Source organism: Limnohabitans sp. TEGF005, from assembly GCF_055394835.1.
Map to the genome: position 1 here is coordinate 1,044,127 of NZ_AP029226.1, position 26,698 is coordinate 1,070,824.

Here is a 26,698-nt window from a genome sequence, read left to right on the forward strand (position 1 = left end):
CTCAGACCTTGCTGGGGTGGGCGCGCACAAATCGGGCAATGCGCTCTGCCGCTTCCAGGCACTCGGCGGTTTCGGCCACCAGTGCCATGCGGATGCGGCCTCGGCCGGGGTTGCTGCCGTTGAAGTCGCGTGCCAAATAGCTGCCGGGCAGCACCGTCACACTTTCGGCCGCGTACAAAGCCTGGGCGAACGCGACGTCGTCGCCTTGCCATCCGGTCGGCACACCGGCCCACAGGTAAAAGCTGGCGTCGGGCAGCTTCACGTCCAGCACATCGGCCAGCACAGGCGTGACCTGGGCAAACTTGGTGCGGTACTGGTTGCGGTTGTCCACCACATGGCTTTCGTCGCCCCAGGCGGCGATGCTGGCCGCTTGCACCACTGGGCTCATGGCGCTGCCATGGTAGGTGCGGTACAACAAGAACTGTTTGATGATGGCCGCATCGCCGGCCACAAAACCGCTGCGCAGGCCGGGCACATTGCTGCGTTTGCTGAGGCTGGTGAAGGCGATCAGGCGCTTGAAGTCGGTGCGGCCCAGCTGGTGGGCTGCTTCGAGGCCACCCAAAGGAGCTTCTTCGCGGAAGTAAATCTCGCTGTAGCACTCGTCCGAGGCGATCACGAAACCGTGCTGGTCGGACAGGGCGAACAATTTGGCCCATTCGGCCAGCGGCATCACCGCGCCCGTGGGGTTGCCGGGCGAGCAGACAAACAGCAGTTGGGTGCGGGCCCAGACTGCGGCGGGCACGCTGTCCCAGTCGTTGCCGAAATTGCGTGCCGGGTCACTGGGCACGTAATAGGGCTCGGCCCCCGACAACAAGGCCGCACCTTCGTAGATTTGATAGAACGGGTTGGGGCTGACCACGGTGGCGCCAGGACGGGCCGGGTCGATCACGGTTTGCGTGAGGGCAAACAGGGCTTCGCGCGAGCCATTGACTGGCAGCACCTGCGTGGCCGGGTCCAGCGCCAGCTGGTAGCGGGTTTGCAGCCAGGCAGAACAGGCCTTGCGCAGCGCAGGCTCGCCCGCCGTGGCCGGGTAGGCCGACAAGCCGGTGGTGACCGATGCCTTGAGTGCTTCTTGAATGAAGGCCGGCGTCGTGTGCTTGGGCTCGCCGATGCCCAGACTGATGGGCTTCAAGGCGGGGTTGGGTGTGACGCTGGCGAACAGCTGTTTGAGCCGTTCAAAAGGGTAGGGCTGCAGCTTGGAAAGAAGGGGATTCATCCCCCGATTATCCGGGATGAAGTGCCTGCAATGGGCGTGAAACAGGTCTGGCTTGCTTCATCCAGGGGGAATTCATCTTTGGTGAATCCTGTCGCGCCGGCTCTTGGGGCGGGATTTGGGCATTCCCCTCGGGTAACATTGCCCCTTTGATCTGTGCTGGCTCCTCTGGCTGGCCCGACTAACCGATTCGATACCGCCGTGCGCCTCAATTCCATCAAGCTTTCGGGCTTCAAATCGTTCGCTGAGCCGACCAACTTCTTGCTGCCCGGGCAGCTGGTCGGCGTGGTTGGCCCTAACGGGTGCGGCAAATCCAACATCATGGACGCCGTGCGTTGGGTGCTGGGCGAGTCCAAAGCGTCCGAGTTGCGCGGCGAGTCCATGCAGGACGTGATTTTCAACGGCACCACCACCCGCAAACCCGCCAGTCGCGCCAGCGTTGAGCTGGTGTTCAGCAACGAAGATCACCGCGCCGGTGGCCAGTGGGGGCAGTTTGCCGAGATCGCGGTCAAGCGCGTGCTAACGCGTGACGGTAATTCCAGCTATTACATCAACAACCAACCGGTGCGCCGCCGCGACGTGCAGGACGTGTTCTTGGGCACAGGCTTGGGGCCACGTGCCTACGCCATCATCGGTCAGGGCACCATCAGCCGCATCATCGAGTCGCGCCCCGAAGAGCTGCGTTTGTTTCTCGAAGAGGCCGCAGGCGTCTCTAAGTACAAAGAGCGCCGCCGCGAGACTGAAAACCGCCTGTCAGACACCCGCGAGAACCTGACCCGGGTCGATGACATCCTGCGCGAGCTGAACGCCAACCTGGAAAAGCTCGAAAAACAGGCCGAAGTGGCCCACCGCTACAACAATTTGCAGGCTGACAGCACCCTGAAACAGCACCAGCTGTGGTTTTTGAAGCGCCGCGATGCCGAGTCGGACCAAGGTCGCATGAAGTCCGATGTGGACCAGGCCGTCAATGCTTTGGAGTCGCGCATGGCCGATCTGCGCCATGTCGAAGCCGATCTGGAGACCATCCGTCAGGCCCATTACGCGGCAGGCGACCAAGTCAACCAAGCGCAGGGCGCTTTGTACGAGGCCAGCGCCGAAGTGGGCCGTCTGGAAGCCGAAATCCGCTTTGTGGTCGAGGGCCGGCAACGTGCCGAGCAGCGTCTGCAACAGTTGGTAGAGCAAACCGCCCAGTGGGGCACTCGCAGCCAAGATGCTCAAATCGAGCTGGAAACCTTGTCCGAGCAAGCGGCCATGGCCGAAGACCAGAGCATGACGCTGGCCGCGCAGGTCGAAGACCAAGCCACGGCCTTGCCCGATCTGGAGGAAGCCTTGCGCAAAGCGCAAAACGATGCCAACGCCCAACGCGCCAGCGTGGTGCAGGTGCAGCAGCAAATTGGCGTGCTGGCCGCAGACCAGCGCAACGTCGAAGAACAATCGCGCCAGCTCGACCAACGCCGCGAACGCCTGCTGACCGACCGCAACGCCCTGGCCGCGCCCGACGAGGCTCGACTGAACAACTTGCAAGAACAACTGGCCGAGGCTGAGGCCTTGGCGGCTGAATCAGAAGCCCGTTTGCATGAGTTGCAAGAACAGGTGCCCGCGCTGGACGAAGACCGGCGCACCCGACAAACCGCCGTCAACCAGGAATCGTCGAAGCTGGCAGACCTGAGCGCCCGCATCGAGGCGCTCAAGGCCTTGCAGGAAAAAGTGCGCACAGACGGCAAGCTCAAACCCTGGCTGGCCAAGCACGGCATGGACGGACTGGAAGGCCTGTGGAGCCGCATCCAAATTGAACCCGGCTGGGAAAACGCCCTGGAGTCGGCTCTGCGCGAACGCCTGTCGGCGCTCGAAGTTTCACGCCTGGACATGGTGCGCTCGTTTGCTGGCGATGCGCCGCCCGCCAAACTGTCGTTTTTCAGCTCGCCTTTGGCTTCTGTGACCACGCAGCGCGGCGGTTTGCCCAGTGGTTGCCGCCCTTTGGCAGATTACCTGCGCGTGCCCGATGCCGGATTGTCAGCCTTGCTGACCGACTGGTTGCAAGGCTGCCTGACGGCCCCCAGCATCGAAGATGCCCTGGCCTGGCGCAGCCAGCTCAAACCCGGTGAAACCTTGTTGGTGCAGGCTGGCCACGCGGTCGACCTGAACAGCGTGGTGTTTTACGCCCAGGACTCCGAACAAGCCGGTTTGTTGGGCCGCGCCCAAGAGATCGACAACCTCGAAAAGCAGCTGCGTGCCCAAACCCTGATTTCCGAAGAAAGCCGCAGCGCTTTGGTGCGGGCCGAAGCGGCCTATGCCGACGCCTCGCAGCGCCTGATCACGGTGCGCCGTGAAGCCAGCGAAAGCCAGTCACGCACGCACGAATTGCAAGTTGAAACCCTGCGCCTGTCTCAGTTGGTGGCGCAAACCCGTGCCCGCAGCGAGCAGATCAGCAACGATTTGGCCGAAGTCGAGGCCTTGCTGGACGAGCTGCAAGAGCGCCGCGTTACAGCCGAAGCCCGCTTTGAAGAGCTGGACATGCAGCTGGCCGATACGCAAGAGCGCCACGCTCAGCTGGACGAGCGGGTCATTGAGTCCGAGCGCAAGCTGGCTGAATGCCGCGAACAACAACGCAGCCTGGAGCGCCGAGCCCAAGAGGCGCAGTTTTCGCAGCGCAGCCTGGACGCCCGCCGCGCGGAACTGAACCGCACCATTGAAACCGCACAGCAGCAAGTCACCAGCATCGATGCCGAAATGCAGCGTGCCCGCGATGAACTCGGTCGGCTGACCGATGCCGCAGCCCAAGCTGGCTTGCAAAACGTGCTGGCCGTCAAGCTGGCGCGCGAACAAGCCTTGGGTGCCTGTCGCAGCGCCTATGACGACCTCACGGCCAAATTGCGTGCCAGCGACGAACGCCGTGTTGGCTTTGAACGCGAATTGGACCCGCTGCGTCAGCGCATCACCGACTTGCAGCTCAAGGAGCAAGCCGCCCGGCTGGGCTTGGAGCAATACACCCAGCTGTTGGCCGATGCGAAAGCCGATCTGGAGGCCGTTGCGCAGTCCATCGAAGTGGGCCAAGTGCGTGTCACGGGCCTGCAAGGCGAAATCGACCGCATTCACCGAGAAATCACCGCTTTGGGCCCGGTCAACCTGGCCGCGCTGGAAGAGCTGACCACTTCACGAGAGCGCAAGGTGTTCCTCGACTCGCAGTGCGCCGACCTGACCGACGCCATGAACACGCTGGAAGACGCGATCAAAAAGATCGATGGCGAGACGCGTGAGCTGCTGGGCGGGACTTTCAAGATCGTCAACGAGCACTTCAGCCGCATGTTCCCCGAGCTGTTTGGCGGCGGTAATGCCCGGCTGGTGATGACCGGTGACGAAATTCTGGATGCGGGTGTGCAGGTGCTGGCGCAGCCGCCGGGCAAGAAAAACCAGACGATTCATTTGCTGTCTGGTGGCGAAAAAGCCCTCACGGCCATCGCGTTGGTGTTTGCGATTTTTCAGCTCAACCCCGCACCGTTTTGCTTGCTGGACGAGGTGGACGCGCCGCTGGACGACGCCAACACCGAACGCTACGCCAAACTGGTCAAGGGCATGGGCAAAGAGACCCAGTTCCTGTTCATCAGCCACAACAAGATCGCCATGGAAATGGCCGAACAATTGATTGGCGTGACCATGCAAGAGCAGGGCGTGTCACGCATCGTGGCTGTGGACATGGAATCCGCAGTGTCTATGGCCGACGTGGCCTGAGGTTTTTAATTTATGTTGGCTTCAATGAGTTCGTTGCAATTGAGTTTGGCCGGTATCGGTGCGCTGACCTTGGGGGCGGTGGTGGTCTACAACTATTGGACATCGCGCAAAAATGAGCCCAGGCAGGCCGATCCCCAGATCGAACCCGTGGCCAGCACGCCAGACACCCTGCCCGAGGCGTCTGCGCAGACAGAGTCCATCTTGACCGACGACTTTTCCAGCTTGCCTCAGCCTGATCGCAAACCCCAGCTGGATGCCCTGATTGATGTCATTGCGACCATCGAGGTAGATCACCCTGTGTCGGGTGATGCCGCCTTGGCCGCTTTGCCCGTGACGCGTCGCGTGGGTACCAAGCCGTTCCATGTGGAAGGCTGCAGCGATCTGAGCGGTGAATGGGAGGCTTTGGTGACGGGGCGTCGGTATTCTGCTTTTCAGGCCGGTGTGCAGTTGGCCAACCGTGTGGGAGCGCTGAACAACATCGAGTTTTCTGAATTTGTGGTCAAAACCCAGGCCTTTGCCGATGCCGTGGGCGGTGCCGCCAACTTCAGCGACATGCTCGAAGAGGTGGCCCGTGCGCGTGAATTGGACCAATTTGCCAGTGCGCACGATGCCCAGCTGAGCTTCACTCTGTGCGCGCGTGCGTCGGCCTGGAGCCCGGGTTATATCCAGCAACATGCCGCGCGTTTGGGTTTTGTGGCGGGGGTCATTCCCGGCCGCATGGTGCTGCCTGCCGCCGTAGCCGGTTTGCCGCCTATTTTGTCTTTGACATTTGATACGCAGGCCGCCATGGCCGATGACCCGGCTTTGTCTGCCATTCGCGAGTGCTCGCTCAGTCTGGATGTGCCGCAAATTGCCCGTGAAGATCAGCCCTTTGGTCGCTTGCGTGAAGTCGCCCGCTTGTTGGCCGAACACATGGACGGTGTGGTCACGGACGGCAACGGGCAGATGTTGGGCGAAGACGTGCTGGACCAAATCGCCAACGACCTGCACCAGCTGTATGACGCGCTGGATGCGCGTGAGTTGTCAGCGGGCACCCCGCAAGCGCGTCGTCTTTTCTCCTGATTCGGGCAGCACTCACCATGTCCCATCCGGACTTGTTTGGCGGACTGCCATTGGGCGAACCTGCCAAAGTTGCACGGGCCATCCAGTCTGTGCCGCCAGCCGAAAGAGCAGCGCAATTGCGGTCGGTATTGCACCAGCATGCACACGCTTATTACACGCTCGATGCGCCTGAAATCCCCGATGCCGAATACGACAGGTTGTTCCGCGAACTGCAGGCGCTGGAGTCGGCCCATCCCGAGCTGCTGACGCCCGATTCGCCCACCCAACGTGTGGGCGGCCAAATTCTGGATGCCTTTGCGCAGGTCACGCACCGCGTGCCCATGCTCAGCATTCGCACCGAAACCGACACGGAAGCCAGTGGTGCGCAAGCATTTGACACGCGCATCCGCAAAGAGTTGGGCCTGAGCGAAGCCGATCCAGCCGTGAGCTATGTGGGTGAGTTGAAATTTGATGGTCTGGCCATGAGCCTGCGCTACGAAAACGGGGTGCTGGTGCAAGCGGCCACTCGGGGCGACGGTGAAACCGGCGAAGAGGTCACCGCCAACATCCGCACCATCGGGCAGATTCCTTTGCGTTTGCCGATCGATGCGCCTGCCGTGCTGGAAGTGCGCGGAGAGGTCTACATGCGGCGCGACGATTTTGAAGCCCTGAACGCACGCCAACGTGAACGCATAGCGGCGGGCACCAAGGGCGAAAAAACCTTTGTCAATCCGCGCAATGCGGCAGCTGGTGCGGTGCGCCAGCTCGATTCGGGCATCGCGGCCGAACGGCCTTTGAGCTTTTTTGCCTATGGCCTTGGCGACATCACGCCACCAACCGAAGGCGGGCCGCAATGGACCACCCATGACGACATGCTCCGGCAGCTCAAGGCCTGGGGTTTCCCAGTGGCCGAGCAAACCACCTGCGTGCAAGGCGCCCAAGGGCTGGTGGCGTTTCACCAGCGCATGGCCGCCGAGCGCGATGCTTTGCCCTATGACATCGACGGCGTGGTCTACAAAGTCAATGAGCTGGCGCTGCAAGCCCGCTTGGGCTTTGTGACCCGCGAGCCACGTTGGGCCGTCGCGCACAAATACCCGGCACAAGAAGAGATGACCACGGTGCTGGCCATCGATGTGCAGGTCGGCCGCACCGGCAAGCTCACCCCCGTGGCCAAGCTGGCGCCGGTGTTTGTGGGGGGCGTGACTGTGACCAACGCCACGCTGCACAACGAACTGGAGGCCCGCCGCAAAGACGTGCGGGTGGGCGACACGGTGATCGTGCGCCGAGCTGGCGATGTGATTCCCGAAGTGGTGTCGGTGGTGCTGGAGCGCCGCCCGCCCGATGCGCCTTTGTTCACCATGGTGAGCCACTGCCCGGTGTGCGGCAGTTTGGCCGAACGCGAAGACGGTGAAGCCGACCACCGTTGCACGGGCGGGCTGTTTTGCAGCGCCCAACGCAAACAGGCGATCTGGCACTTCGCCCACCGCCGCGCCATGGATGTGGACGGTTTGGGCGACAAGTTGGTCGACCAGTTGGTGGATTCAGGTCGGGTCAAAACGCTGGCCGACCTTTACCACCTGAAGCTCGATTCGCTGGCCAATATGGACCGCATGGCCGAAAAGTCGGCGGTCAACCTGCTCGAAGCGCTGGAAACATCCAAGCAGACCACCTTGGGCCGTTTTTTGTTCAGCCTGGGTATTCGCCATGTGGGCGAGGCCACGGCCAAAGAGTTGGCCCGTCATTTCGGTCAGCTGGACGCTGTGATGGCTGCCAGCGAAGACGCCTTGCTGCAAGTACCCGATGTCGGCCCTGTTGTGGCGCACAGCATTCGCACTTTTTTTGACCAGCCGCACAACCGCGAGGTGGTCCAAGCCCTGCGCGATGCAGGCATCACCTGGGCGGAAGGCGATGCCTTGGCACCGACCGAAATGCCCTTGGCTGGTATCACGGTGGTGTTGACCGGCACATTGCAAAGCATGGGCCGCGACGAGGCCAAAGAAAAACTCGAAGCCTTGGGCGCCAAAGTGGCGGGCTCGGTCAGCAAAAAAACCCACTACGTGGTGGCGGGTGCCGAGGCGGGCAGCAAGCTCGACAAGGCGCAGCAGCTGGGCGTGCCCGTGTTGGACGATGCCGGGCTGGCAGTGCTGTTGACTGGAAAAAAACCATGACCGTTCGAGACATCCTCAAAATGGGCGATGCCCGACTGCTGCGCGTGGCTGACGCGGTGCAGGTTTTTGACACGCCACAGTTGCATGAATTGATCGCTGACCTGCGCGAAACCATGGCTGCGGTCAACGGTGCAGGTCTGGCCGCTCCGCAAATCGGGGTGAACTTGCAACTGGTGATTTTTGGCGGTACGGCGCTCAATCCGCGCTACCCCGACCGTCCTCAAGTGCCGCCTACGGTGCTCATCAACCCTGTGATCACGCCTTTGGGTGAGGCAGAAGAGGAAGATTGGGAAGGTTGCCTGTCGGTGCCGGGTTTGCGCGGCGTGGTGCCGCGTTGGTCGCACATCCGTTACACCGGGTTCGACGAGAAGGGCCAGCCGATCGACCGCACGGTGGATGGCTTTCACGCCCGCGTGGTGCAGCGCGAATGCGACCATTTGGTGGGCAAGCTGTACCCGATGCGGGTGCGCGACTTTACGCGTTTTGGATTCACCGAAGTGCTTTTCCCCGGTATCAGCGCTGCTGAAGACGACTGAGCAAGCGGCCATCCTGGGGGGCGCTTGTCGGGGCGAGGGGCGCAGCCCACTTCGCCAATGGGGCTTCAAAGTCCTTTCAGTTTTTCCAGCGCAGCCAGCAAGGTGTCGTCCTTTTTGGCAAAGCAAAACCGGATGACTTTCTGGTCAAAACCTTGGCCATAAAAGGCCGACAGCGGGATGGCGGCCACGCCGATGTCGGTGGTCAGCCATTTGCAAAAATCAGCTTCGCTCAGGTTTTTCTCGGGGACTTTCAGGTCAGAAATGTCCACACACTGAAAATAGGTGCCCTCGCCGGGCAGCAGCTTGAACTGGGTCTGTGCCAAGCCTTGCCGAAACAGATCTCGCTTGCGCTGGTAAAACGCAGGCAGTTCCACATAGGGGGCCGGGTCGGCCATGTAGCGGGCCAGGGCGTGCTGCATCGGGGTGTTGACCGTGAACACGTTGAACTGGTGCACCTTGCGAAATTCGGCAGTGTAGGCCGCAGGCGCGGCCACAGTGCCCACTTTCCAGCCTGTGACGTGATAGGTCTTGCCAAAGCTCGACACGATGAAGGCGCGGGCGGCCAGGCCGTCAAAATGCGCGGCGCTCCAGTGCCGGTTAGGCGCGTAGACCATGTGCTCGTAAACCTCGTCGCTGATGAGCACGATGTCGGTGGGGGCCAGGATCTCTTGCAGTGAGAGCATCTCTTGCTTGGACCAGATCATGCCGCTGGGGTTGTGTGGCGAATTGATCAGGATGGCGCGGGTTTTGGGTGTGATTGCGGCGCGGATTTTGTCAAAGTCGGGCCGAAAGGTGCCGGGTGTGAGGGGCACACGCACGACCACGCCACCCGCCAACTCGATGTTGGGCACATAGCTGTCGTAGCAGGGCTCCAGCACGATGACTTCGTCCATGGGGTGCACGATGGCCAAAATGATGGTCAGAATGGCTTGGGTAGCACCCGCGGTCACTGTGATCTCGCTGGCGGGGTCGTAATGACGGCCATACAGCGTTTCGATTTTGCGCGACACCGCTTCTCGCAGTGGGGCCACACCCGTCATCGGCGGGTATTGGTTCAGGCCTTCACGCATGGCGTCGTTCACCAAATCGAGCAGTTTGGGATCGCACGGGAAATCCGGGAAGCCTTGGCCGAGGTTGACGGCATTTTTTTCGGTGGCAAGCGCCGACATGACCGTAAAAATGGTGGTGCCCATGTGGGGCGCTTTGGAGGTGAGACTGGGGGTGCGTGCGTGCATGGTGTTCAAAGTTCAGGGCTCAAAGTTCGTAATCGTTGACGTGCCCATTCATGGCTTTGGCGATCAACGGTGCGGTCAGGCGGTCGCTCAGCAATTCGGCGAAATGGTAGACAAAGTGGCGCAAATAAGCGCCGCGCTTGAAGGCCACGCGGGCCACGTTCATGCCCAGCAGTGCGCCCAGTGGCCTCACTGCCAGGTCTTTCACCGGGTCGTCTTTGACGGCCATCTCGGCCACGATGCCGATGCCCAAGCCCAGCCTGACATAGGTTTTGATCACGTCCGAGTCGATGGCTTCGAGCGCAATGCGGGGGTGCAGTTTTTTGGCAGCAAAAGCTTGGTCAATGCGGCCACGCCCTGTGAACGAAGGGTGGTAAGTGATGATGGGTTCACTGGCAATGTCTTCCAGCGACAAGTGCTCTCTTTGTGCCAGTGGATGGTCCAGCGGCAAGACCAGCACGTGTTGCCACTCGTAACAGGGCAGGGTGACCAGTTCTTCGTAAGCCGAGAGGGATTCGGTAGCGATGCCAATTTCAGCCGTGTCGTCGAGCAGCATCTTGGCCACCTGATCGGGCGCGCCTTGGTGCAGGCTGATGTTGACCTTGGGGTATTTTTCGCGCAGCTTGGCTACCGGCAGTGGCAGCACGTAACGGGCTTGGGTGTGGGTGGTCGCGATCGACAGAGTGCCGTTGTCCTGCGCGCTGTATTGGTCACCGATTTTGCGCAGGTTGCCCACTTCACGCAGGATGATTTCGATGCTTTGCAGCACGTGCTGACCTGGTTCCGTGATGCGTTTGAGGCGTTTACCGTGACGCGCAAAGATTTCGATGCCCAGTTCTTCTTCCAGCTCGATGATGGCTTTGGACACCCCGGGCTGCGAGGTGTGCAGGGCCTTTGCTGTTTCGGTCAAGTTCAGGTTGCGGCGTGCAGCCTCTTGGACAAAGCGAAATTGGTGCAGGTTCATACGTTAAATGCCATATTGACTCACATCATTATGCTTTATCGGGTCTATGCTGCTGTGGCTTGCTTGGCCGCAATTTCTGCCATCAGCGCCGTCATGGCCGGGTGCTCGCCAATAGAGGGCACCAGTTCAAACTGTACTTGGGGATAAGCCTCGATCAAGTCGGCAACCAGTTTGGGCAGGTCTTCCCGGGCATGCCGGCCAACGCCAAGAAACATGGGCACGATGCGCAAATGCGTTTTGCCTTGCATCATCAAGGACTCGACGGTGCTGGACAGGTCAGGGGTGGTCAGTTCCAGAAACGCACATTCCACCACCAAACCCGGCCACCGCAAGCGCATTTGCTGGGCGACAGCGTCTATCGGCAAACGCCAAAGCGGATCGCGAGAACCGTGGGCAAACAAAATCACACCCGTGTGAGGATTCAAATCAGTTGTCATTGTCGTAACACCATCCACCAAAAACCCAACAAGGAAATTGCGCTGTAGATCAAAGCCGGGGCCGCGGCCGTGAGCCAGGGTTGCCAGTTTTGCAAGTTGCCAGCGAAGCTGAACAGATTGTTCAAGAGGGAAAAACTGATACCCGCCAGAACCCCGCCAAAGACGTATCCAGCGATCTGACCCGATCGGAAGTGTAAATAGGCGAAGGGCAGGGCCATGACCAGCATGACCAAGCAGCTCAGAGGGTAAAAAACCTTGCGCCAGAACTCGATTTCGTAGCGCTGAGCGTTTTGGTTGTTGCTGGACAAGTGCCGCATGTAATTGAACAGCTCCCACGTTCTCATGCGGTCCGGACTGAGCACGGCTGCGGCCACCATGTCGGCGCTGATCTCTGTGGGCCAGGCCAGTTTGGTGTGTTCTACGGCCCTGTATTGCAGTGTTTTTGACGATGCCGTTGTCTGAATCGACTTTTCTTCAGCTTGCTGCAGTTGCCATACGCCTTGCTCAATCTCGGCTTGCGGGGCGGTGGTGATCGCCAGCAGAAGTCCCGCTTCGGTGAACTCATGAATCCGCACGTTTTGCATGTGGCTGATGCCGTCAAAGCTGCGCACGTTCACAGCAAAATGGCGGTTTCCCTGCCGCTCTTTCAGCCATGCGCCCGTCTGACCCACCGTCAAGTTGCCCTGGAATTTTGCTTTGACCTGCACGCCCTGCCGGTCGGCCCAAGGGGCTGCGTAATCGCCAATCAAAAAAGTCATCACGACAAAAACGAGTCCCAGTTGGAGCAGGGTGCTCAGGGCTTTCAGGGGGGCCAGGCCGCCTGTGCGCAAAATGGTGAATTCGGAGCTTTGTGCCAGTCGCGCCATGACAAAGATGCAGCCGATCAAGACCGATATCGGCAGCAGTTCGTAGATGTGCGTGGGTGTTTTGAGGGCCACATACAAGAGCGCGTGGTGGAGTTTGTAACCCTGGCTGGCCAGACGGCTCAGATTCTGCAGCTCGTCGACCAGGTCAAAGAACAAGAACAATGCCAAAAAACAGACCAGTACAAAGCTCACGGCCCGGATGATTTCGCCATGCAGCAAACTGCGAACGGTTTTCATGCATGGCCTTTGTTGTGGGTTGCTCCGGCATTCAAAAGGAAGCGCCAGGACCAGTTGTAATGGCGAATCGAGAGCCAGAGAATGGCGATCAAAAAGACGCCGCCATGCAACATCACCATGAAAGGCAAAAACGCAAAGCGCCCGGTGCCGATCCAGCTTTGGCCCACGTTCAGCATGTTGTAGTAAGCAATGAAGACAAACAAGGCCAGTCCAAGGTGGTAACTGCGTCCAGCTCGCGGGTTGACTGCCGAAACGGCCAAGGCGATCAGTAACAAATTAATGCCAGCCAGCCCCAGTCCCAAGCGCCAAGACAGTTCTGCTTGGTTTTCCAGATGGGGTTGTTTCAACAAGTCCCATGTGGCGGTGTAGCGGCTGTTCATGCCCGAAGAGGGCAGATTGACCTCGTCGTCGATCAGCAGTTCGTAGTGCTCAAACTGGGTCAGCCTTGTCTCGCCAGTCTCCCGGTTGGTCAGCCACTGTTGGCCTTTGTCGAGAATCAGGAAGCGGTCATTGCCCGTCAGCTCGATGCGCCCTTGTTGTGCTGTGGTCACACTTTCCATCTCTCCGTCCTGGTTTGAGATGAACACATGACGACCAAAACGGTTGTCGGGCGTGTCTTTGTCAATAAAGAACACACGTTGACCACCTGATGATTCCTGGAATTGCCCGGGTGCCACACGTTCAATGTCGTTGCGTTTTTCAAAGCGCACCTTCAAGTCTTGGATTTGCTGGTTGCTCCAAGGCCAGGTAAAAAGGGCCAGCAAGCTCACGATCAAGAGCACAGGCCAGGCGAAACCAAAAAGTGGACGGACAAAATGGCCCAGACCCTGCCCGCTCGAAAACCAAATCACCATTTCACTGTCGCTGTACATGCGCGAGAGGGTGGCCACCACGGCGATGAACAGGCTCAGCGTGATGATCGTCGTGAGCTGGCTCAGCACACTGAAACCCATGACCAGCAGGACCTCGGACGGGTTGACGCTGCCCCGACTGGCCTGGCCCAGTGTCCGGATCAGGATGATGGTGATCACAATGGTGACCAAAACCACCAGCGTGGCCCCGAAATTGCGGGCAAGGTCTTTGCGTAAAGAAGAATGGAATAACATCGGTGCGAAGGAAAAGCTGAATTATGAACTTCGAAATCCAAAAGCGCGCTCTGTCCAGTGTGATTCGTGACGATCTGGACGCCTTGCTTGTTTTGTGGCCCTCGGAAGACAAAGACGTCGTCTCGGGCCAAGACCCGATTGCCTCCTTGGTTCGGGCGGCCATCCAACATGGCGATTTTGAGCACAAGCCCGGTGCCGTGTTGTCTTTGTACGCACATCCGGGCATCAAGGCACGTCATCTCGTGGTTGCTTGCACTGTTGACGGCACTGCAGCGCATGTGCGCAGTGCCCTGACGGCGGCCTGGAATACCCTCAAATCTGCCAAGATCAAGCGCATCGGCCTTCATGCCGCGGCCGAATTGTCTGCGACCGCTCTGCAAACTGCCGTGTCGGCTTTGGCCGATGCCAGCTACAGCTACACCAGCACACTGAGCAAACCCAAGCCACGAACCCTGAAACAGGTTGTTGTCAGTGCAGGCCAGGTCAGTGCCGAGCTGCGAGCCGCATTGGCCCAGGCGCAAGCGCTTGTGGCCGGCGTTGAGGTGGCCAAAGAGTGGGCCAACCGACCCGCTAACCATTGCACCCCCGCCATGCTGGCGGACGCGGCCAAGTCGATTGCCAAAGGTGCAGCGTTCAAATGCGAAGTGCTGGGACCCAAAGAAGTCACCAAACTGGGCATGGGGGCTTTTTTGGCGGTCGCCCGTGGTGCTGCAGAGCCTTTGCGGTTCATTGTGATGCGCTACAACGGCGCAGCTGCTGCCCAGGCCCCTGTGGTGTTGGTGGGCAAGGGCATCACGTTTGACACCGGCGGTATTTCCATCAAGCCGGCCGCCGAAATGGACGAGATGAAATACGACATGTGCGGTGCGGCCAGTGTGTTGGGGGTGTTCAAAGCCTTGGGCGAACTCAAGCCCGCGATCAACGTGGTAGGGCTGATCCCGGCCACCGAAAACATGCCCGATGGCCTGGCGGTCAAGCCTGGTGATGTGGTCACCAGCATGAGCGGCCAGACCATTGAAATTCTGAACACCGACGCTGAAGGGCGCTTGGTGTTGTGTGATGCCTTGACCTATGCCGAGCGTTTCAAACCGCAGGCCGTGATCGACATCGCGACCTTGACCGGGGCGTGCGTGATTGCTCTGGGTGCTGTTCGTTCGGGGCTTTTCTCTGGCGACGACGCGTTGGCGCATTCTCTTCAGTTGGCAGGTGACGTTTCGGGTGATGCTTGCTGGCGGATGCCCCTGGACGACGACTATGCCGAAGGCTTGAAGTCGCGCTATGCAGACGTAGCCAACGTGGCAGGCCGTCAGGCAGGCGCCGTGACGGCAGCCAAGTTTTTGCAGCGCTTTTCATCGCGTTACCCCTGGGCGCATCTGGACATTGCCGGCACCGCTTGGCGCAGTGGTGCCGCCAAGGGCGCTACGGGCCGCCCAGTGGGCTTGCTGTTGCATTATTTGTTGGCGCAAGTCGGCAATAAATCGGTGAAGGCACCTCCAGTTCGTCGCCGTTGATGGGTTGGTGATGACCCAGATTGAATTTCACTTCAACGCGCCAGAGCGTTTGCAATATGTCTGCCGACTCTTGCGAAAAGCGCACGCTCGCAACTTGCGTGTAGGCGTGGTGGGCTCCGATGTGGCCTTGCGACAGTTGGACACTGCGTTGTGGGTGTTTTCGGAGTTCGACTTTTTGCCGCACAGCACATTTGCCGATACCCAAGACGTGCAGACAGCGTCACCCATTCGGCTGCATGCCGATCCAGCGCAATGCGTTGGGCTCGATGTCCTGGTGAATCTGGGTGATGACGTACCCCAAGGATTTGAGAAATTCGAACGCTTGATTGAAATCGTGGCAACAGATGACCATGGTCGTATGACCGCTCGCCAACGCTGGCGTCATTACACGGCCCAACGCTACGATTTGCTGCAACATGATTTGTCCAAAATTGCGCCCCCATGACATCGCCTGAAATCGACTATTTCTCTGATAAGACAGCTTCGGTCGTACCTGTTTTGAGTACGGTTATTCCTGATTCACAAATACCGGATGCTTTGCGTGCTGCGCTGGATGCCCGTGACTTGGAACAAACCACTTTCATGGCTTTGGGGGATGAGTTGGTGCAGTCTTTGCGCCCTGAATTGGAGCGTTTGACCACCGAATTGGTGCAGCGCAGCTTGCGTCAGGCATGGGCCAGTCGTTTCAAGCTTGACGGGGACTGAAATTATCAATATCCCACCTGTTCTAGAGAGAATTTTGGTTTTCCCTAATCCCCAAACAGTTGTTTTTGCAGTATCTTTACGGCTTGCTTAATTGAAGCAAATTATTTTTCGGAGTTTCTATGAAATTTTTTGGTGTGCGTTCTTTGACCCTGGTTTCTGTGGCCGTTGCTGCAGTCGTGTTGGCTGCTTGCGGCAAAAAAGATGCCGCATCTGACGCCACAGTGATCAAGATCGGTCACGTGGGTCCTGTCAGCGGTGCCATTGCTCACTTGGGCAAAGACAACGAAAACGGTGCCCGTATGGCCATCGAGGAACTCAATGCTGCTGGCCTGAAAATTGGTGACAAGGCTGTCAAGTTTGAGTTGCTGGCTGAAGACGATGCTGCCGATCCAAAGCAAGGCACTGCTGCTGCTCAGAAACTGGTCGACGCCAAAGTCAACGGCGTGATCGGTCACTTGAATTCCGGCACCACCATTCCTGCCTCGCAGATCTACAACACGGCAGGTATTCCACAGATCTCCCCATCCGCTACCAACCCCAAGTACACCCGTCAAGGTTACACAGGCGCGTTCCGCGTGGTGGCTGACGACGTGCACCTCGGCGGCACCCTCGGCAAGTACGCTGTGGAAACCCTCAAGGGCAAAAACATCGCTGTGATCGATGACCGTACTGCTTACGGCCAAGGCGTGGCTGAAGAATTCAAGAAGGGCGCGACAGCTGCTGGCGGCACCATCGTCGGTCACGAATTCACCACCGACAAAGCCTCCGACTTCAACTCCATCCTGACCACACTGAAGGCCAAGAAGCCTGACGTCGTGTTCTTTGGTGGCATGGACGCTGTGGCTGGCCCGATGCTGCGCCAGATGAAATCTTTGGGCATTGAAGCCAAGTTCCTGGGCGGCGATGGCATCTGCACTTCCGAGTTGGCCAAACTGGCTGGCGACGCCATGAAAGACGAGTCGGTCTTCTGTGCTGAAGCCGGTGGTGTTGAAGGCGAGCAAAAAGCCGGCATGGACAAGTTCCGCACCGACTTCAAAGCCAAATTCAATGCAGACGTTCAGGTGTACGCCCCTTACGTGTATGACGCTGTCAAAGTCATGGCTACAGCCATGGTGACTGCAGGTTCTGCTGATCCAGCCAAGTACCTGCCTGCTTTGAAGGCCATCAACTACAAAGGCGTGACTGGCAACATCGCGTTTGACGAAAAAGGCGACATCAAGAATGGCGCTTTGACCTTGTACACCTACAAAGGTGGTGAGCGTTCGCAACTCGCCGTGGTTCGCTGATCTGGCAGCCCCCGCGAGTCGGGGGCTCGTTCATCCAAGGCTTTCGGGCTTGGGATGAACAAACAGACGAAAAAAAGCCTGCACATTGTGCAGGCTTTTTTGTTTTGGCGGAGCAGGCGGGATTCGAACCCGCGGTGGGCTATTAACCCACACACGCTTTCCAGGCGTGCGACTTAAACCACTCATCCACCGCTCCGAAGCGTCGTATTGTAGCAGCGTAAAAACGCTAATCGATGGCCGGGTTCGCAATTCTTGTCATGTCGGCGTTGTCGACAAGTTGCGGGATTTTTGCGTAATTCTGACCTGCATCGCTCAAGCAGCCCTTTTTATCCTTAAACTTCGCCTCTGTTTCAATTCCTTTGTCCCTTCTTTGGCGCACAGCCCGACAAGCCCATGAAATTTCGCTTTCCCATCATCATCATTGACGAAGACTACCGCTCTGAAAATACATCGGGCCTGGGTATTCGGGCTTTGGCAGATGCCATCGTCAGCGAGGGCTTAGAGGTTTTGGGTGTGACCAGTTATGGCGATTTGTCGCAGTTTGCCCAGCAACAAAGCCGGGCCAGCGCTTTCATTTTGTCGATCGACGATGAAGAGTTTTCTCCCGGACCTGATCTGGATCCGGCCGTGATCAATTTGCGAGCGTTCATTGACGAGGTGCGTCGCAAGAACGCCGATGTGCCGATCTACATTTACGGTGAAACAAAAACATCGCGCCACTTGCCCAACGACATCTTGCGCGAGCTGCACGGTTTCATCCACATGTTTGAAGACACGCCAGAGTTTGTGGCGCGTCACATCATTCGTGAGGCCAAGAGTTATTTGGAAGGTGTGCAACCGCCTTTCTTCAAAGCCTTGCTTGATTACGCTGAAGACGGTTCTTACTCTTGGCACTGCCCAGGCCATTCCGGTGGTGTGGCTTTCCTGAAGAGTCCCGTCGGTCAGATGTACCACCAGTTTTATGGCGAAAACATGTTGCGTGCCGACGTGTGCAACGCCGTCGAAGAGCTTGGGCAGTTGCTGGACCACAATGGCGCGATCGGCGAGAGCGAGCGCAATGCGGCCCGCATTTTCAATGCAGACCATTGCTTCTTTGTGACCAACGGCACCAGTACTTCGAACAAGATTGTTTGGCACCACACAGTGGCTCCAGGTGACGTGGTGGTGGTGGACCGCAACTGCCACAAATCTATCTTGCACTCGATCATCATGACCGGCGCGATCCCCGTGTTCATGAAGCCCACGCGCAACCACTTCGGGATCATCGGCCCGATTCCCAAAAGCGAGTTCGAGCCCGCAGCCATCATGGCCAAGATCAAGGCCAACCCTTTGCTCAAAGGCGTGGACCCTAAAAAGGTCAAGCCCCGCGTGATGACGCTCACGCAGTCCACTTATGACGGTGTTTTGTACAACACCGAAACCATCAAAAGCATGCTTGATGGCTATGTGGAAAACCTGCACTTTGACGAAGCCTGGCTGCCGCACGCGGCATTCCACCCGTTTTATGGCCCTTACCATTCGATGGGCAAAAAGCGCGCACGTCCTAAAGAGTCGATGGTGTACGCCACACAATCCATCCACAAGTTGTTGGCAGGCATCAGCCAAGCCAGCCATGTGCTGGTGCAAGACGCGCAAAACACCAAGCTGGACCGCCCTCTTTTCAACGAGGCGTACCTGATGCACACCTCGACCAGCCCACAGTACAGCATCATTGCCAGCTGTGATGTGGCTGCTGCCATGATGGAGCCGCCTGGCGGCACTGCACTGGTCGAAGAAAGCATTGCTGAAGCCTTGGATTTCCGCCGTGCCATGCGAAAAATCGATGCCGAATACGGCAAAGACTGGTGGTTCAAGGTTTGGGGTCCTGAGAAGTTTGCCGAAGAAGGCATTGGCCGCGCCGATGACTGGATCTTGCGCAATGATCCCCGCAAGAAGGCCAGCAAGTGGCACGGCTTTGGCCAACAGTTGGCGGACGGCTTCAATATGCTGGACCCGATCAAGTCAACCATCGTCACGCCAGGCCTGGATTTGGATGGCAAGTTTGACAAGACCGGCATTCCAGCCTCGATCGTCAGCAAGTTCCTGACCGAGCATGGTGTGGTGGTCGAGAAAACCGGCTTGTACAGCTTTTTCATCATGTTCACGATCGGCATCACCAAGGGCCGCTGGAACACGCTGCTGACGGCTTTGCAGCAGTTCAAGGACGAGTACGCGAAGAACCAGCCTATGTGGAAAATCATGCCGGAGTTTTGCCAGAAGCACCCGCGCTATGAGCGCATGGGTTTGCGCGATCTGTGCCAGCACGTGCATGAGATGTACGCCAAGTACGACATTGCCCGCTTGACTACTGAGATGTATTTGTCGGATTTGGCTCCGGCCATGCGTCCGTCAGATGCCTATGCCCACATCGCGCAGCGCAAGACTGAGCGCGTAGAAATTGATCACCTGGAAGGCCGCATCACGGTGGGTTTGGTCACGCCTTACCCGCCAGGCATTCCGCTGTTGATTCCCGGCGAGGTCTTCAACAAGAAGATCGTGGACTACCTCAAGTTCGCCCGCGAGTTCAACGAGAAGTGCCCGGGCTTCGAGACGGATATCCATGGTTTGGTGGAGATCAAGGACGAGGATGGCAAGAAGCGGTACTTTGCGGATTGCGTGAAGGCTTAAACCCTGCGCTGGGTGTGTGGCTCTTCGTGTTTGGGCTAAGTGGGATGGCAGGTGAGTTGGGGCCCTGTGCGAGGGCTCAGAGGCGCTTCGCTTTGCCACATCGCCTCCGCACAGGGCCCCAACTCACCTGCGGGGGGAGAATTGAAAAAGCGGCCTAGGCCGCTTTTTCAATTCTGGAAGATGCGCCGGTTGAGCGTCGATCTTGACTGCCAACAGCACACAGGCCAGCTTGATCAAATCAGCGTGTTGAGGCAGTGAGGCGACCTCGACCAAGCCCATGGACACAAGAGCATCCACTTAGCCCGAGAGCAGGCGGGCGCTGAACCGGGCGATTTGGCGAGCGAAGCGAGTGATGAGCCCGGGCAGCGCCCGCCTGCTCTCGGGCGCTCTCCAAGACGGCGCAGACCCGGAAGCTCACAGCCCAATCAGTCAGCCGCAGCAGGCTCCGCAATCCCACCGACCACTTGGCTGAAGCCACCGTCCACATACGTGATCTCAGCGGTCACGCCTGCGGCCAAGTCGCTCAACATGAAAGCCGCCACATTGCCCACATCGTCAATCGTCACGTTGCGGCGAATCGGCGAGGCTTCGGCCACCACCGACAAAATTTTGCCAAAGCCTTTGATGCCGCTGGCGGCCAAGGTCTTGATGGGGCCAGCCGAGATGCCGTTGGCCCGCAGGCCACGGTTTTGGCTGCCCAGTGATTCAGCCAAGTAGCGCACCGACGCTTCCAAGCTGGCCTTGGCCAAGCCCATGGTGTTGTAGTTGGGGACGGTGCGGATGGCCCCCAGATAGGTCAGGGTCAGCAAGGCCGATTTGTCGTTCAGGTAGGGCAGGGCTGCTTTGGCCATGGCAGGGAAGCTGTAGGCGCTGATGTCGTGTGCGATCTTGAAGCCTTCACGTGACAAACCGTCCAAGAAGTCGCCTGCAATCGCCTCGCGCGGAGCATAGCCAATCGCGTGCACAAAGCCGTCGATCTTGGGCCAAGTGGCCGACAAGTCGGTGAACAGTTTTTCAATTTGTTCGTCGCTGCCTACATCGCAGTCAAAGATCAGCTTGGAGTCAAAGTCGGCTGCGAACTCGGTGATGCGGTCTTTGAAGCGCTCGCCCACGTAACTGAAGGCCAGTTCAGCGCCTTGCGCGTGGCAAGCCTTGGCAATGCCATAGGCGATCGAGCGGTTGGACAACACGCCGGTGATCAACAGCTTTTTGCCCGACAGAAATCCTGTTTTTGTAGTCATGTCTTCAACTCCTGGAAAATGTGTGCAGAATTGTCGCATGCGAAGACCCATGGCCCGATTTTGGACTCACTGCTGGCTGGCCCTCGGGCTCTTGACGACGAACACCGCGTGGGCGGCGCATGCGTATGCGCAGTTTGGCGACATTCGTTACCAGGCCGGTTTTGCCCATTTCTCGTATGTGAACCCTGACGCGCCAAAAGGCGGTGAGATCGCTTTGGTGCCTCCCACACGGCAATCCAACTTCGACAAATACAACCCCTTTACCCTCAAAGGCAGTGCGCCCCCGGCCATGTTGGGCATGTTGTTTGACACCTTGCTGGTGGGCAATATGGACGAGCCGACCACGGCTTATGGTTTGCTGGCTTCGGACATTCAGGTGGCGTCTGACCGCATGTCGGTGACTTTTCAGATTCATCCGCAAGCCCGCTTTCACAACGGTGACCCGGTCCTGGCTGCCGATGTGCGCCACACCTTTGAGCGACTGACCAGCAAGCAAGCGGCCCCACAGTACCGAACCTATTTTTCTGAGGTCAAAGCCGCCACGGTTTTGGGCGAGCGCAGCATCCGATTTGATTTTGTTCGGCCCAACAGCGAACTGCCCTTGATCGTGGGCAGCTTGCCGGTGTTCAGTCAAAAGTGGGGTTTGCAAGGCAAAGTGCACACACCGCTTGACCAGATGGTCATGGAGGTTCCCATCGCGTCAGGCCCTTACCGAATCGGCCCTGTGCAATTTGGCAAAGACATCACCTATGTGCGCGATACGGCTTATTGGGCCAAAGACCTGAATGTGCGCAAGGGACTGTTCAACTTTGACCGCATCACCTACAAAATTTACAAAGACAGCACCGCGCAGCTCGAAGCCTTCAAGGCGGGGGAGTTCGATTACATGCAGTCTTTCATTGCGCGGGAGTGGGCCAGGGCCTTTACGGGCCGCGCATTCGAGCGCGGCGAGTTGATCAAGGCCGAGTTGCCGCACGGCAATGCGGGTGACTTTCAGGGCTTTCAGTTCAACCTGCGCCGCGACAAGTTCAAGGATGTGCGTGTGCGCCAAGCGATCGCGCTGGCCATGGACTTTGAGTGGTTGAATCGCCAGCTGTTTTACAACGCCTACAGCCGCGTGCGTGGGTACTTTGTGGCCAGCGACTTCGAGGCCAAAGGCCGACCCGGCAACGATGAATTGGCTTTGCTGCAGCCTTTGACGTCCAAGTTGCCTGCCGCTGTGTTCGAACAAGACGTTCCTCAGCCTCCCAAGACGGATCTGGCCGTCGATTCTGGGCACACCTTGCGCGACCACCTGCGCCAAGCGCGTGATTTGCTGAGGGATGCCGGTTGGACTTACCGCGATGGCGCTTTGCGCAACGGCACTGGCCAGGCGCTGGCCATCGAATTTTTGGACAGTTCGGGTTCCATGGGGCGTGTGGTCACCCCGTTTGCCAAAAACCTGGAAAAGCTGGGCATTCAGGTGCAGTACAAAGTGATCGACTTTGCGCTGCTGCAAAAACGCATGGATGTGTTTGACTTTGACATCGTCAGCAACCGCACCGTGGGCAGTGAAGCGCCGGGTACCGAATTGCTGGAGCGCTTTGGCAGCAAGTCAGCCGATGTCGAAGGCTCGGGCAATGTGCTGGGCCTGAAAGACCCAGCCGTTGATGCACTGCTGGACAAAGTGGTGAGCGCCACCACCCGCCCCGAGTTGGGCGCCAGCTTGCGGGCACTGGACCGCGTGTTGCGCCACGGCCATTACGTGGTGCCGCATTGGTACGGTGCGGTGCACCGCGTGTCTTGGCGCGACGCTGCTTTTGCGCGGCCTGCCAGCTTGCCGCGTTATTACCAGCCAGAGGCCTTGGTCACTTCGGTCTGGTGGTCCAAGCGGGCGGGGGCAGCGCCTGCGGCCTTGTCCGCCCGTGCGTCTGCGTCTGCGTCTGTCATCCCGACTGTCGGCGATGCCGCTGCCAAGAAAGGCCCTTGATCCATGCTGGCCTACATATTCAAACGTTTGTTGTGGATGGTCCCCACCTTGTTGGGCGTCTTGCTGATGACTTTTGCGGTGATCCAGTTTGTGCCCGGTGGTCCGGTGGAACAAATGGTGGCCCAATTGCAAGGGCGTGACACAGGCGGGGAGGGCGCCGCTGCTGCGGGCAGTGCTTACCGGGGCCGGCAGGGCGTGGATGCAGCCCGCATTGCCGAGATCAAAACCCTCTATGGTTTTGACAAGCCCCCGACGGAGCGCTTTTGGATGATGCTCAAACAGTTTGCACAGTTCGATCTTGGCAAAAGCTTTTTCTACCCCAAAGACGTTTGGAGCCTGATCCAAGAAAAACTGCCGGTCTCGATCAGCCTGGGCTTGTGGACGTTTTTCCTCAGTTACCTGGTGTCAGTGCCTTTGGGCATTGCCAAGGCCGTGCGTGCGGGCACGCGCTTTGACACGCTCACCAGCTTGTTGGTGCTGGTCGGTTACGCGGTCCCGGGCTTTGTGCTGGGGGTGGCTTTGCTGGTGGTCTTTGGTGGGCAGTTGCAGTGGTTTCCTCTGCGTGGCCTGACTTCGTCCAACTGGGAGCAATTGAGTTGGGGCAGCAAAGTGGTCGACTACCTGTGGCACATCGCCCTGCCGGTCACGGCCAGTGTGCTGGGTTCTTTTGCGGTCATCACCATGCTGACCAAGAACGCATTTTTGGAAGAAATCCGCAAGCAATATGTGCTGACGGCTCGTGCCAAGGGCTTGAGCGAAAACAGGGTGCTGTACCGCCATGTCATGCGCAACGCTTTGATCCCGTTGGTCACCGGTTTTCCTGCCGCTTTCATCGGGGCATTTTTCACGGGCTCTTTGCTGATCGAAACCTTGTTCTCGCTGGACGGTCTGGGTTTGCTCAGCTACGAATCGGTGATCCGGCGTGACTATCCGGTGGTGCTGGGCACTTTGTATTTGTTCACACTGATCGGCTTGGTGACCAAGCTGATCAGCGACCTTTGTTATGTGTGGGTGGACCCCCGCGTGAAGTTCGACACATGAGCGCATCTCCATCTTCCTGTTTGGCACCTCAGGCCTCGCCATCGGCCCGAGCTTGGCAGCGCTTCAAGGGCAACCGCCTGGGTTTGGGCAGTCTGCTCATTTTTGTCACCCTGTTCGTTCTCAGCCTGGGGGCCGAGTTCTTGTCGAACGACAAACCGCTGGTCGTGCGCTTTCAGGGGCAGTGGTACTTTCCTGTCGTGCAGACCTTGCCCGAAAAGCTGTTCGGTGGCGACTTTGAAACCCCCGCCGATTACCTGGACCCTTTCATCCAGCAACAACTGAGCAAGGATGGCAACTGGGCTTTGCAAGCGCCAAACCCCTACCACCACAGCACGCTCGATTACTTTGCCCCTCTGCCCAACCCTGCGCCACCCAGCGCACGCAACTGGTTGGGCACCGACGACCGTGGGCGCGATGTGTTGGCACGGTTGCTGTACGGGTTTCGCGTGTCCGTTTTGTTCGCATTGGCCCTGACCATTTTTGGCGTGTTGCTGGGCGTGTTGACGGGTGCTGTACAGGGTTTCTTTGCGGGCAAGATCGATCTGGTGTTCCAGCGTTTTATCGAGATCTGGAGCGCCATGCCTGAGCTGTATTTGCTCATCATCTTCTCGGCGGTATTCGAGCCCAGCGTGGGTTTGTTGCTGGTCCTGTTAAGTCTGTTTGGCTGGATGGGCTTGTCCGACTATGTGCGGGCCGAGTTCTTGCGCAACCGCCAACTCGATTACGTCAAGTCGGCTCGTGCTCTGGGTTTGGGGCATTGGCAAATCATGTGGCGGCATGTGCTGCCCAACAGCATGACCCCAGTGGTCACCTTTTTGCCCTTTCGCATGAGTGGCGCCATTCTGGCTTTGACATCGCTTGATTTTTTGGGTCTGGGGGTTCCACCCGGCACACCGTCTTTGGGTGAACTGCTCGCCCAAGGCAAAAACAACATCGATGCTTGGTGGATTTCGATCTCTACCTTCGGTGTGTTGGTGGTGACCTTGCTGCTGCTGACCTTTATGGGCGATGCCTTGCGTGACGCGCTGGACCCGCGAAAGGTGGACGCATGAACGCGAACCCAAGTCAGCCTTTGCTGGAGTTGAAAGACCTGGATGTGGCCTTTGCCGGGCAGTCGGTGGTGCATGGTGTGAATCTGAGCATTCGAGCCGGTGAGCGTGTGGCGTTGGTTGGTGAGTCGGGCTCGGGCAAGTCGGTCACGGCCTTGTCTGTGCTGCGCTTGCTGGAGTCGGCAAAGCTGACGGGCCAGGTGCTGTGGCAAGGGCGTGATTTGTTGCAACAGTCGCCTGCCGAGATGCAGCGCATCCGAGGCGACGAGATCGCCATGATTTTTCAGGAGCCGATGACCGCGCTCAACCCTTTGATGACGGTGGGGCAGCAAATCTCGGAGGTGCTGCAACTCAAAAAAGGGCTGACTCGGCGCGACGCCGATGCCCGCGCCGTGCAGTGGTTGCTTGATACCGGCATCGATGACCCGCGCCGTCGCTTTGACGCTTATCCGCATCAACTGTCGGGTGGGCAAAGGCAGCGCGCCATGATGGCCATGGCCGTGGCTTCAGAACCCCAATTGCTGCTGGCCGATGAGCCAACCACCGCTCTGGACGCCAGTCTGCGCTTGCAAATGCTGAATTTGTTGGCCGATTTGCAGCAAAAAACCGGCATGGCTGTGCTCTTGATCACCCATGACCTGGCCTTGGTTCGCCACTTCGCCGACCATGTGGCTGTGATGGAAAAAGGCCGCATGGTGGAGCAGGGTACTTTGTCGGAGGTGTTTGCGCGACCGCAGCACCCGTACACCCAAAAGCTGCTGGACAGTCGACCCAGCCGGGAAGGTTTGGTGCATGTGTCTGCCCATTCTGCTGCCAAGCCACTGCTCGAAGCCAAAGCCTTGCGGGTGCGATACCCCATGGCGGTGCCCGGCGTGCGGGCTTGGTTTCAGAAAAACCATTTCACGGCCGTGCACGACGTCGACTTCAGCATCATGCCGGGCAGCACCTTGGGTGTGATGGGCGAGTCGGGCTCGGGCAAATCCAGCTTGGCGCAAGCGGTTCTTGGATTGATCCCTTTTGATGGGGAATTGTCTTTTGGCGGGCAGGCCTGGCAAAACATCCCCGCACGCGACAAAGCCCTGCGGCGGCGTGTCCAGGTGGTTTTTCAGGACCCTTATGGCAGCCTGTCTCCGCGCATGACGGTGGGCGAAATCGTCTCGGAGGGGCTTCGCCTGCACCATGGTCAGGCCTCTGCAAGCCAAATCGAGGCCCAGGTTGTGGCCACTTTGGCCGAAGTCGGCCTGAGCATTGCTGCTTTCCCGGATTTGCTCAGCCGATACCCTCACTCGTTCTCGGGTGGCCAAAGGCAACGCATTGCTTTGGCGAGGGCCTTGGTGGTGGGCCCTGATTTACTGGTGCTGGACGAACCCACCAGCGCACTTGATGTGACGGTACAAAAGCAAATCCTGAAATTGCTGCAAGAATTGCAGAGCAAGCGGGGCATGGCTTATTTGCTGATTACCCACGATATCGACGTTTTGCGTGCCATGGCCCACCAAGTGATGGTGCTGCAGGGGGGGCGAATCGCCGAGGCGGGGAAGGCCGAGCAAGTTCTGTATGAGCCCCGCCATGCCTACACCCGGAGTTTGCTGGCCGCCTTTCCAAACGAGTGAAATTCACGGTAAACAGGGCTTCATTTTCCTTAGAAATCACGCACTTAGCGCGTTTTTCGGCTAGAATACTGGCTTCACGACCAAACG

At 58.6% G+C, this 26,698-nt stretch carries 20 protein-coding genes and 1 tRNA gene; 13 read left to right on the plus strand and 8 right to left on the minus strand.

Features of this window, described 5'->3' with window-relative positions; genetic code table 11:
• Position 1: 1 nt before the first annotated feature.
• Positions 2-1,216: a succinyldiaminopimelate transaminase gene (gene dapC / locus ACZ5RG_RS05035; protein ID WP_464447942.1), complete on the minus strand. Its 1,215-nt coding sequence runs from the start codon at positions 1,214-1,216 to the stop codon at positions 2-4.
• 198 nt (positions 1,217-1,414) lie between these two features.
• Here dapC and smc point away from each other — a divergent pair, with 198 nt between their 5' ends.
• The 4 genes from smc to def are packed head-to-tail and all read left to right on the plus strand — an operon-like array spanning position 1,415 to position 8,687.
• On the plus strand, positions 1,415-4,942 hold the full coding sequence (gene smc, locus ACZ5RG_RS05040) for a chromosome segregation protein SMC (protein ID WP_464447943.1): 3,528 nt from the start codon (positions 1,415-1,417) through the stop codon (positions 4,940-4,942).
• Positions 4,943-4,966: 24 nt separating this feature from the next.
• Entirely contained in the window at positions 4,967-6,004 is a 1,038-nt protein-coding gene (locus ACZ5RG_RS05045; protein ID WP_464447944.1) for a cell division protein FtsZ, read from the plus strand.
• Between the two features lie 17 nt (positions 6,005-6,021).
• Positions 6,022-8,151 carry an NAD-dependent DNA ligase LigA gene (ligA, locus tag ACZ5RG_RS05050; RefSeq protein ID WP_464447945.1) on the plus strand — a complete coding sequence of 710 codons (2,130 nt, stop codon included), beginning with the start codon at positions 6,022-6,024 and terminating at the stop codon, positions 8,149-8,151.
• Positions 8,148-8,687, plus strand: a complete 540-nt coding sequence (def, locus tag ACZ5RG_RS05055; protein WP_464447946.1) for a peptide deformylase — start codon at positions 8,148-8,150, stop codon at positions 8,685-8,687. Before ligA ends, def begins: the two co-directional genes overlap by 4 nt.
• Before the next feature lie 65 nt (positions 8,688-8,752).
• Here def and ACZ5RG_RS05060 read toward each other — a convergent pair whose 3' ends face one another.
• Genes ACZ5RG_RS05060 through lptF form a run of 5 tightly spaced genes read right to left on the minus strand, consistent with a single transcriptional unit; the run spans position 8,753 to position 13,529 of the window.
• On the minus strand, positions 8,753-9,922 hold the full coding sequence (locus ACZ5RG_RS05060) for a pyridoxal phosphate-dependent aminotransferase (RefSeq protein WP_312260369.1): 1,170 nt from the start codon (positions 9,920-9,922) through the stop codon (positions 8,753-8,755).
• Between the two features lie 19 nt (positions 9,923-9,941).
• Positions 9,942-10,883 (minus strand): CysB family HTH-type transcriptional regulator, encoded by a 942-nt coding sequence (locus ACZ5RG_RS05065; protein WP_312260368.1) that lies wholly within the window; start codon positions 10,881-10,883, stop codon positions 9,942-9,944.
• A gap of 44 nt (positions 10,884-10,927) precedes the next feature.
• Positions 10,928-11,320 (minus strand): sirohydrochlorin chelatase, encoded by a 393-nt coding sequence (locus tag ACZ5RG_RS05070; RefSeq protein WP_312260367.1) that lies wholly within the window; start codon positions 11,318-11,320, stop codon positions 10,928-10,930.
• The gene (gene lptG / locus ACZ5RG_RS05075; protein ID WP_298598592.1) at positions 11,317-12,423 is read right to left on the minus strand and encodes an LPS export ABC transporter permease LptG; all 1,107 of its coding nucleotides are present in this window, start codon (positions 12,421-12,423) and stop codon (positions 11,317-11,319) included. Before lptG ends, ACZ5RG_RS05070 begins: the two co-directional genes overlap by 4 nt.
• Positions 12,420-13,529, minus strand: coding sequence for an LPS export ABC transporter permease LptF (gene lptF, locus ACZ5RG_RS05080; protein WP_464447947.1), 1,110 nt, complete (start codon positions 13,527-13,529; stop codon positions 12,420-12,422). The genes lptG and lptF overlap by 4 nt, the downstream gene beginning before the upstream one ends.
• Positions 13,530-13,552: 23 nt before the next feature.
• Between lptF and ACZ5RG_RS05085 the strand changes: the two genes are divergently transcribed.
• From ACZ5RG_RS05085 to ACZ5RG_RS05100, 4 genes are all read left to right on the plus strand, one after another.
• Positions 13,553-15,040, plus strand: coding sequence for a leucyl aminopeptidase (locus ACZ5RG_RS05085; RefSeq protein WP_464447948.1), 1,488 nt, complete (start codon positions 13,553-13,555; stop codon positions 15,038-15,040).
• Positions 15,041-15,050: 10 nt separating this feature from the next.
• The gene (locus ACZ5RG_RS05090) at positions 15,051-15,485 is read left to right on the plus strand and encodes a DNA polymerase III subunit chi (RefSeq protein WP_464447949.1); all 435 of its coding nucleotides are present in this window, start codon (positions 15,051-15,053) and stop codon (positions 15,483-15,485) included.
• On the plus strand, positions 15,482-15,745 hold the full coding sequence (locus ACZ5RG_RS05095; RefSeq protein ID WP_464447950.1) for a hypothetical protein: 264 nt from the start codon (positions 15,482-15,484) through the stop codon (positions 15,743-15,745). The genes ACZ5RG_RS05090 and ACZ5RG_RS05095 overlap by 4 nt, the downstream gene beginning before the upstream one ends.
• Before the next feature lie 119 nt (positions 15,746-15,864).
• Positions 15,865-17,031: a branched-chain amino acid ABC transporter substrate-binding protein gene (locus ACZ5RG_RS05100; RefSeq protein WP_464447951.1), complete on the plus strand. Its 1,167-nt coding sequence runs from the start codon at positions 15,865-15,867 to the stop codon at positions 17,029-17,031.
• 105 nt (positions 17,032-17,136) lie between these two features.
• Here the strand turns inward: ACZ5RG_RS05100 and ACZ5RG_RS05105 are convergent.
• Positions 17,137-17,227, minus strand: a tRNA-Ser gene (locus ACZ5RG_RS05105).
• Between the two features lie 197 nt (positions 17,228-17,424).
• Between ACZ5RG_RS05105 and ACZ5RG_RS05110 the strand changes: the two genes are divergently transcribed.
• Positions 17,425-19,698, plus strand: a complete 2,274-nt coding sequence (locus ACZ5RG_RS05110) for an arginine/lysine/ornithine decarboxylase (protein WP_298598580.1) — start codon at positions 17,425-17,427, stop codon at positions 19,696-19,698.
• A gap of 425 nt (positions 19,699-20,123) precedes the next feature.
• On the opposite strand, the gene fabI is transcribed toward ACZ5RG_RS05110, so the two are convergent.
• Complete coding sequence (gene fabI / locus ACZ5RG_RS05115; protein ID WP_464447952.1) at positions 20,124-20,939, minus strand: enoyl-ACP reductase FabI; 816 nt, start codon at positions 20,937-20,939, stop codon at positions 20,124-20,126.
• 49 nt (positions 20,940-20,988) lie between these two features.
• Between fabI and ACZ5RG_RS05120 the strand changes: the two genes are divergently transcribed.
• Genes ACZ5RG_RS05120 through ACZ5RG_RS05135 form a run of 4 tightly spaced genes read left to right on the plus strand, consistent with a single transcriptional unit; the run spans position 20,989 to position 26,611 of the window.
• Positions 20,989-22,908, plus strand: a complete 1,920-nt coding sequence (locus ACZ5RG_RS05120) for an extracellular solute-binding protein (RefSeq protein WP_464448179.1) — start codon at positions 20,989-20,991, stop codon at positions 22,906-22,908.
• 3 nt (positions 22,909-22,911) lie between these two features.
• Positions 22,912-23,949, plus strand: coding sequence for a microcin C ABC transporter permease YejB (locus ACZ5RG_RS05125; protein ID WP_464447953.1), 1,038 nt, complete (start codon positions 22,912-22,914; stop codon positions 23,947-23,949).
• Positions 23,946-25,001 carry an ABC transporter permease gene (locus ACZ5RG_RS05130; protein WP_298598574.1) on the plus strand — a complete coding sequence of 352 codons (1,056 nt, stop codon included), beginning with the start codon at positions 23,946-23,948 and terminating at the stop codon, positions 24,999-25,001. The genes ACZ5RG_RS05125 and ACZ5RG_RS05130 overlap by 4 nt, the downstream gene beginning before the upstream one ends.
• A complete protein-coding gene (locus ACZ5RG_RS05135) occupies positions 24,998-26,611 on the plus strand; it encodes an ABC transporter ATP-binding protein (protein WP_464447954.1) in 1,614 nt (537 codons plus the stop codon). Before ACZ5RG_RS05130 ends, ACZ5RG_RS05135 begins: the two co-directional genes overlap by 4 nt.
• Positions 26,612-26,698 lie beyond the last annotated feature (87 nt).

What these genes read in the sequence shown, in the direction of transcription:
- dapC (WP_464447942.1), bottom strand. Translation starts at nt 1,216, where the DNA reads ATGAATCCCCTTCTTTCCAAGCTGCAGCCCTACCCTTTTGAACGGCTC.
- ACZ5RG_RS05045 (WP_464447944.1), top strand. Translation starts at nt 4,967, where the DNA reads ATGAGTTCGTTGCAATTGAGTTTGGCCGGTATCGGTGCGCTGACCTTG.
- ligA (WP_464447945.1), top strand. Translation starts at nt 6,022, where the DNA reads ATGTCCCATCCGGACTTGTTTGGCGGACTGCCATTGGGCGAACCTGCC.
- lptG (WP_298598592.1), bottom strand. Translation starts at nt 12,423, where the DNA reads ATGAAAACCGTTCGCAGTTTGCTGCATGGCGAAATCATCCGGGCCGTG.
- ACZ5RG_RS05085 (WP_464447948.1), top strand. Translation starts at nt 13,553, where the DNA reads ATGAACTTCGAAATCCAAAAGCGCGCTCTGTCCAGTGTGATTCGTGAC.
- ACZ5RG_RS05135 (WP_464447954.1), top strand. Translation starts at nt 24,998, where the DNA reads ATGAACGCGAACCCAAGTCAGCCTTTGCTGGAGTTGAAAGACCTGGAT.
- ACZ5RG_RS05060 (WP_312260369.1), bottom strand. Translation starts at nt 9,922, where the DNA reads ATGCACGCACGCACCCCCAGTCTCACCTCCAAAGCGCCCCACATGGGC.
- ACZ5RG_RS05070 (WP_312260367.1), bottom strand. Translation starts at nt 11,320, where the DNA reads ATGACAACTGATTTGAATCCTCACACGGGTGTGATTTTGTTTGCCCAC.
- def (WP_464447946.1), top strand. Translation starts at nt 8,148, where the DNA reads ATGACCGTTCGAGACATCCTCAAAATGGGCGATGCCCGACTGCTGCGC.
- ACZ5RG_RS05095 (WP_464447950.1), top strand. Translation starts at nt 15,482, where the DNA reads ATGACATCGCCTGAAATCGACTATTTCTCTGATAAGACAGCTTCGGTC.
- fabI (WP_464447952.1), bottom strand. Translation starts at nt 20,939, where the DNA reads ATGACTACAAAAACAGGATTTCTGTCGGGCAAAAAGCTGTTGATCACC.
- ACZ5RG_RS05130 (WP_298598574.1), top strand. Translation starts at nt 23,946, where the DNA reads ATGAGCGCATCTCCATCTTCCTGTTTGGCACCTCAGGCCTCGCCATCG.
- ACZ5RG_RS05125 (WP_464447953.1), top strand. Translation starts at nt 22,912, where the DNA reads ATGCTGGCCTACATATTCAAACGTTTGTTGTGGATGGTCCCCACCTTG.
- lptF (WP_464447947.1), bottom strand. Translation starts at nt 13,529, where the DNA reads ATGTTATTCCATTCTTCTTTACGCAAAGACCTTGCCCGCAATTTCGGG.
- ACZ5RG_RS05065 (WP_312260368.1), bottom strand. Translation starts at nt 10,883, where the DNA reads ATGAACCTGCACCAATTTCGCTTTGTCCAAGAGGCTGCACGCCGCAAC.
- ACZ5RG_RS05110 (WP_298598580.1), top strand. Translation starts at nt 17,425, where the DNA reads ATGAAATTTCGCTTTCCCATCATCATCATTGACGAAGACTACCGCTCT.
- ACZ5RG_RS05090 (WP_464447949.1), top strand. Translation starts at nt 15,051, where the DNA reads ATGACCCAGATTGAATTTCACTTCAACGCGCCAGAGCGTTTGCAATAT.
- ACZ5RG_RS05100 (WP_464447951.1), top strand. Translation starts at nt 15,865, where the DNA reads ATGAAATTTTTTGGTGTGCGTTCTTTGACCCTGGTTTCTGTGGCCGTT.
- ACZ5RG_RS05120 (WP_464448179.1), top strand. Translation starts at nt 20,989, where the DNA reads ATGGCCCGATTTTGGACTCACTGCTGGCTGGCCCTCGGGCTCTTGACG.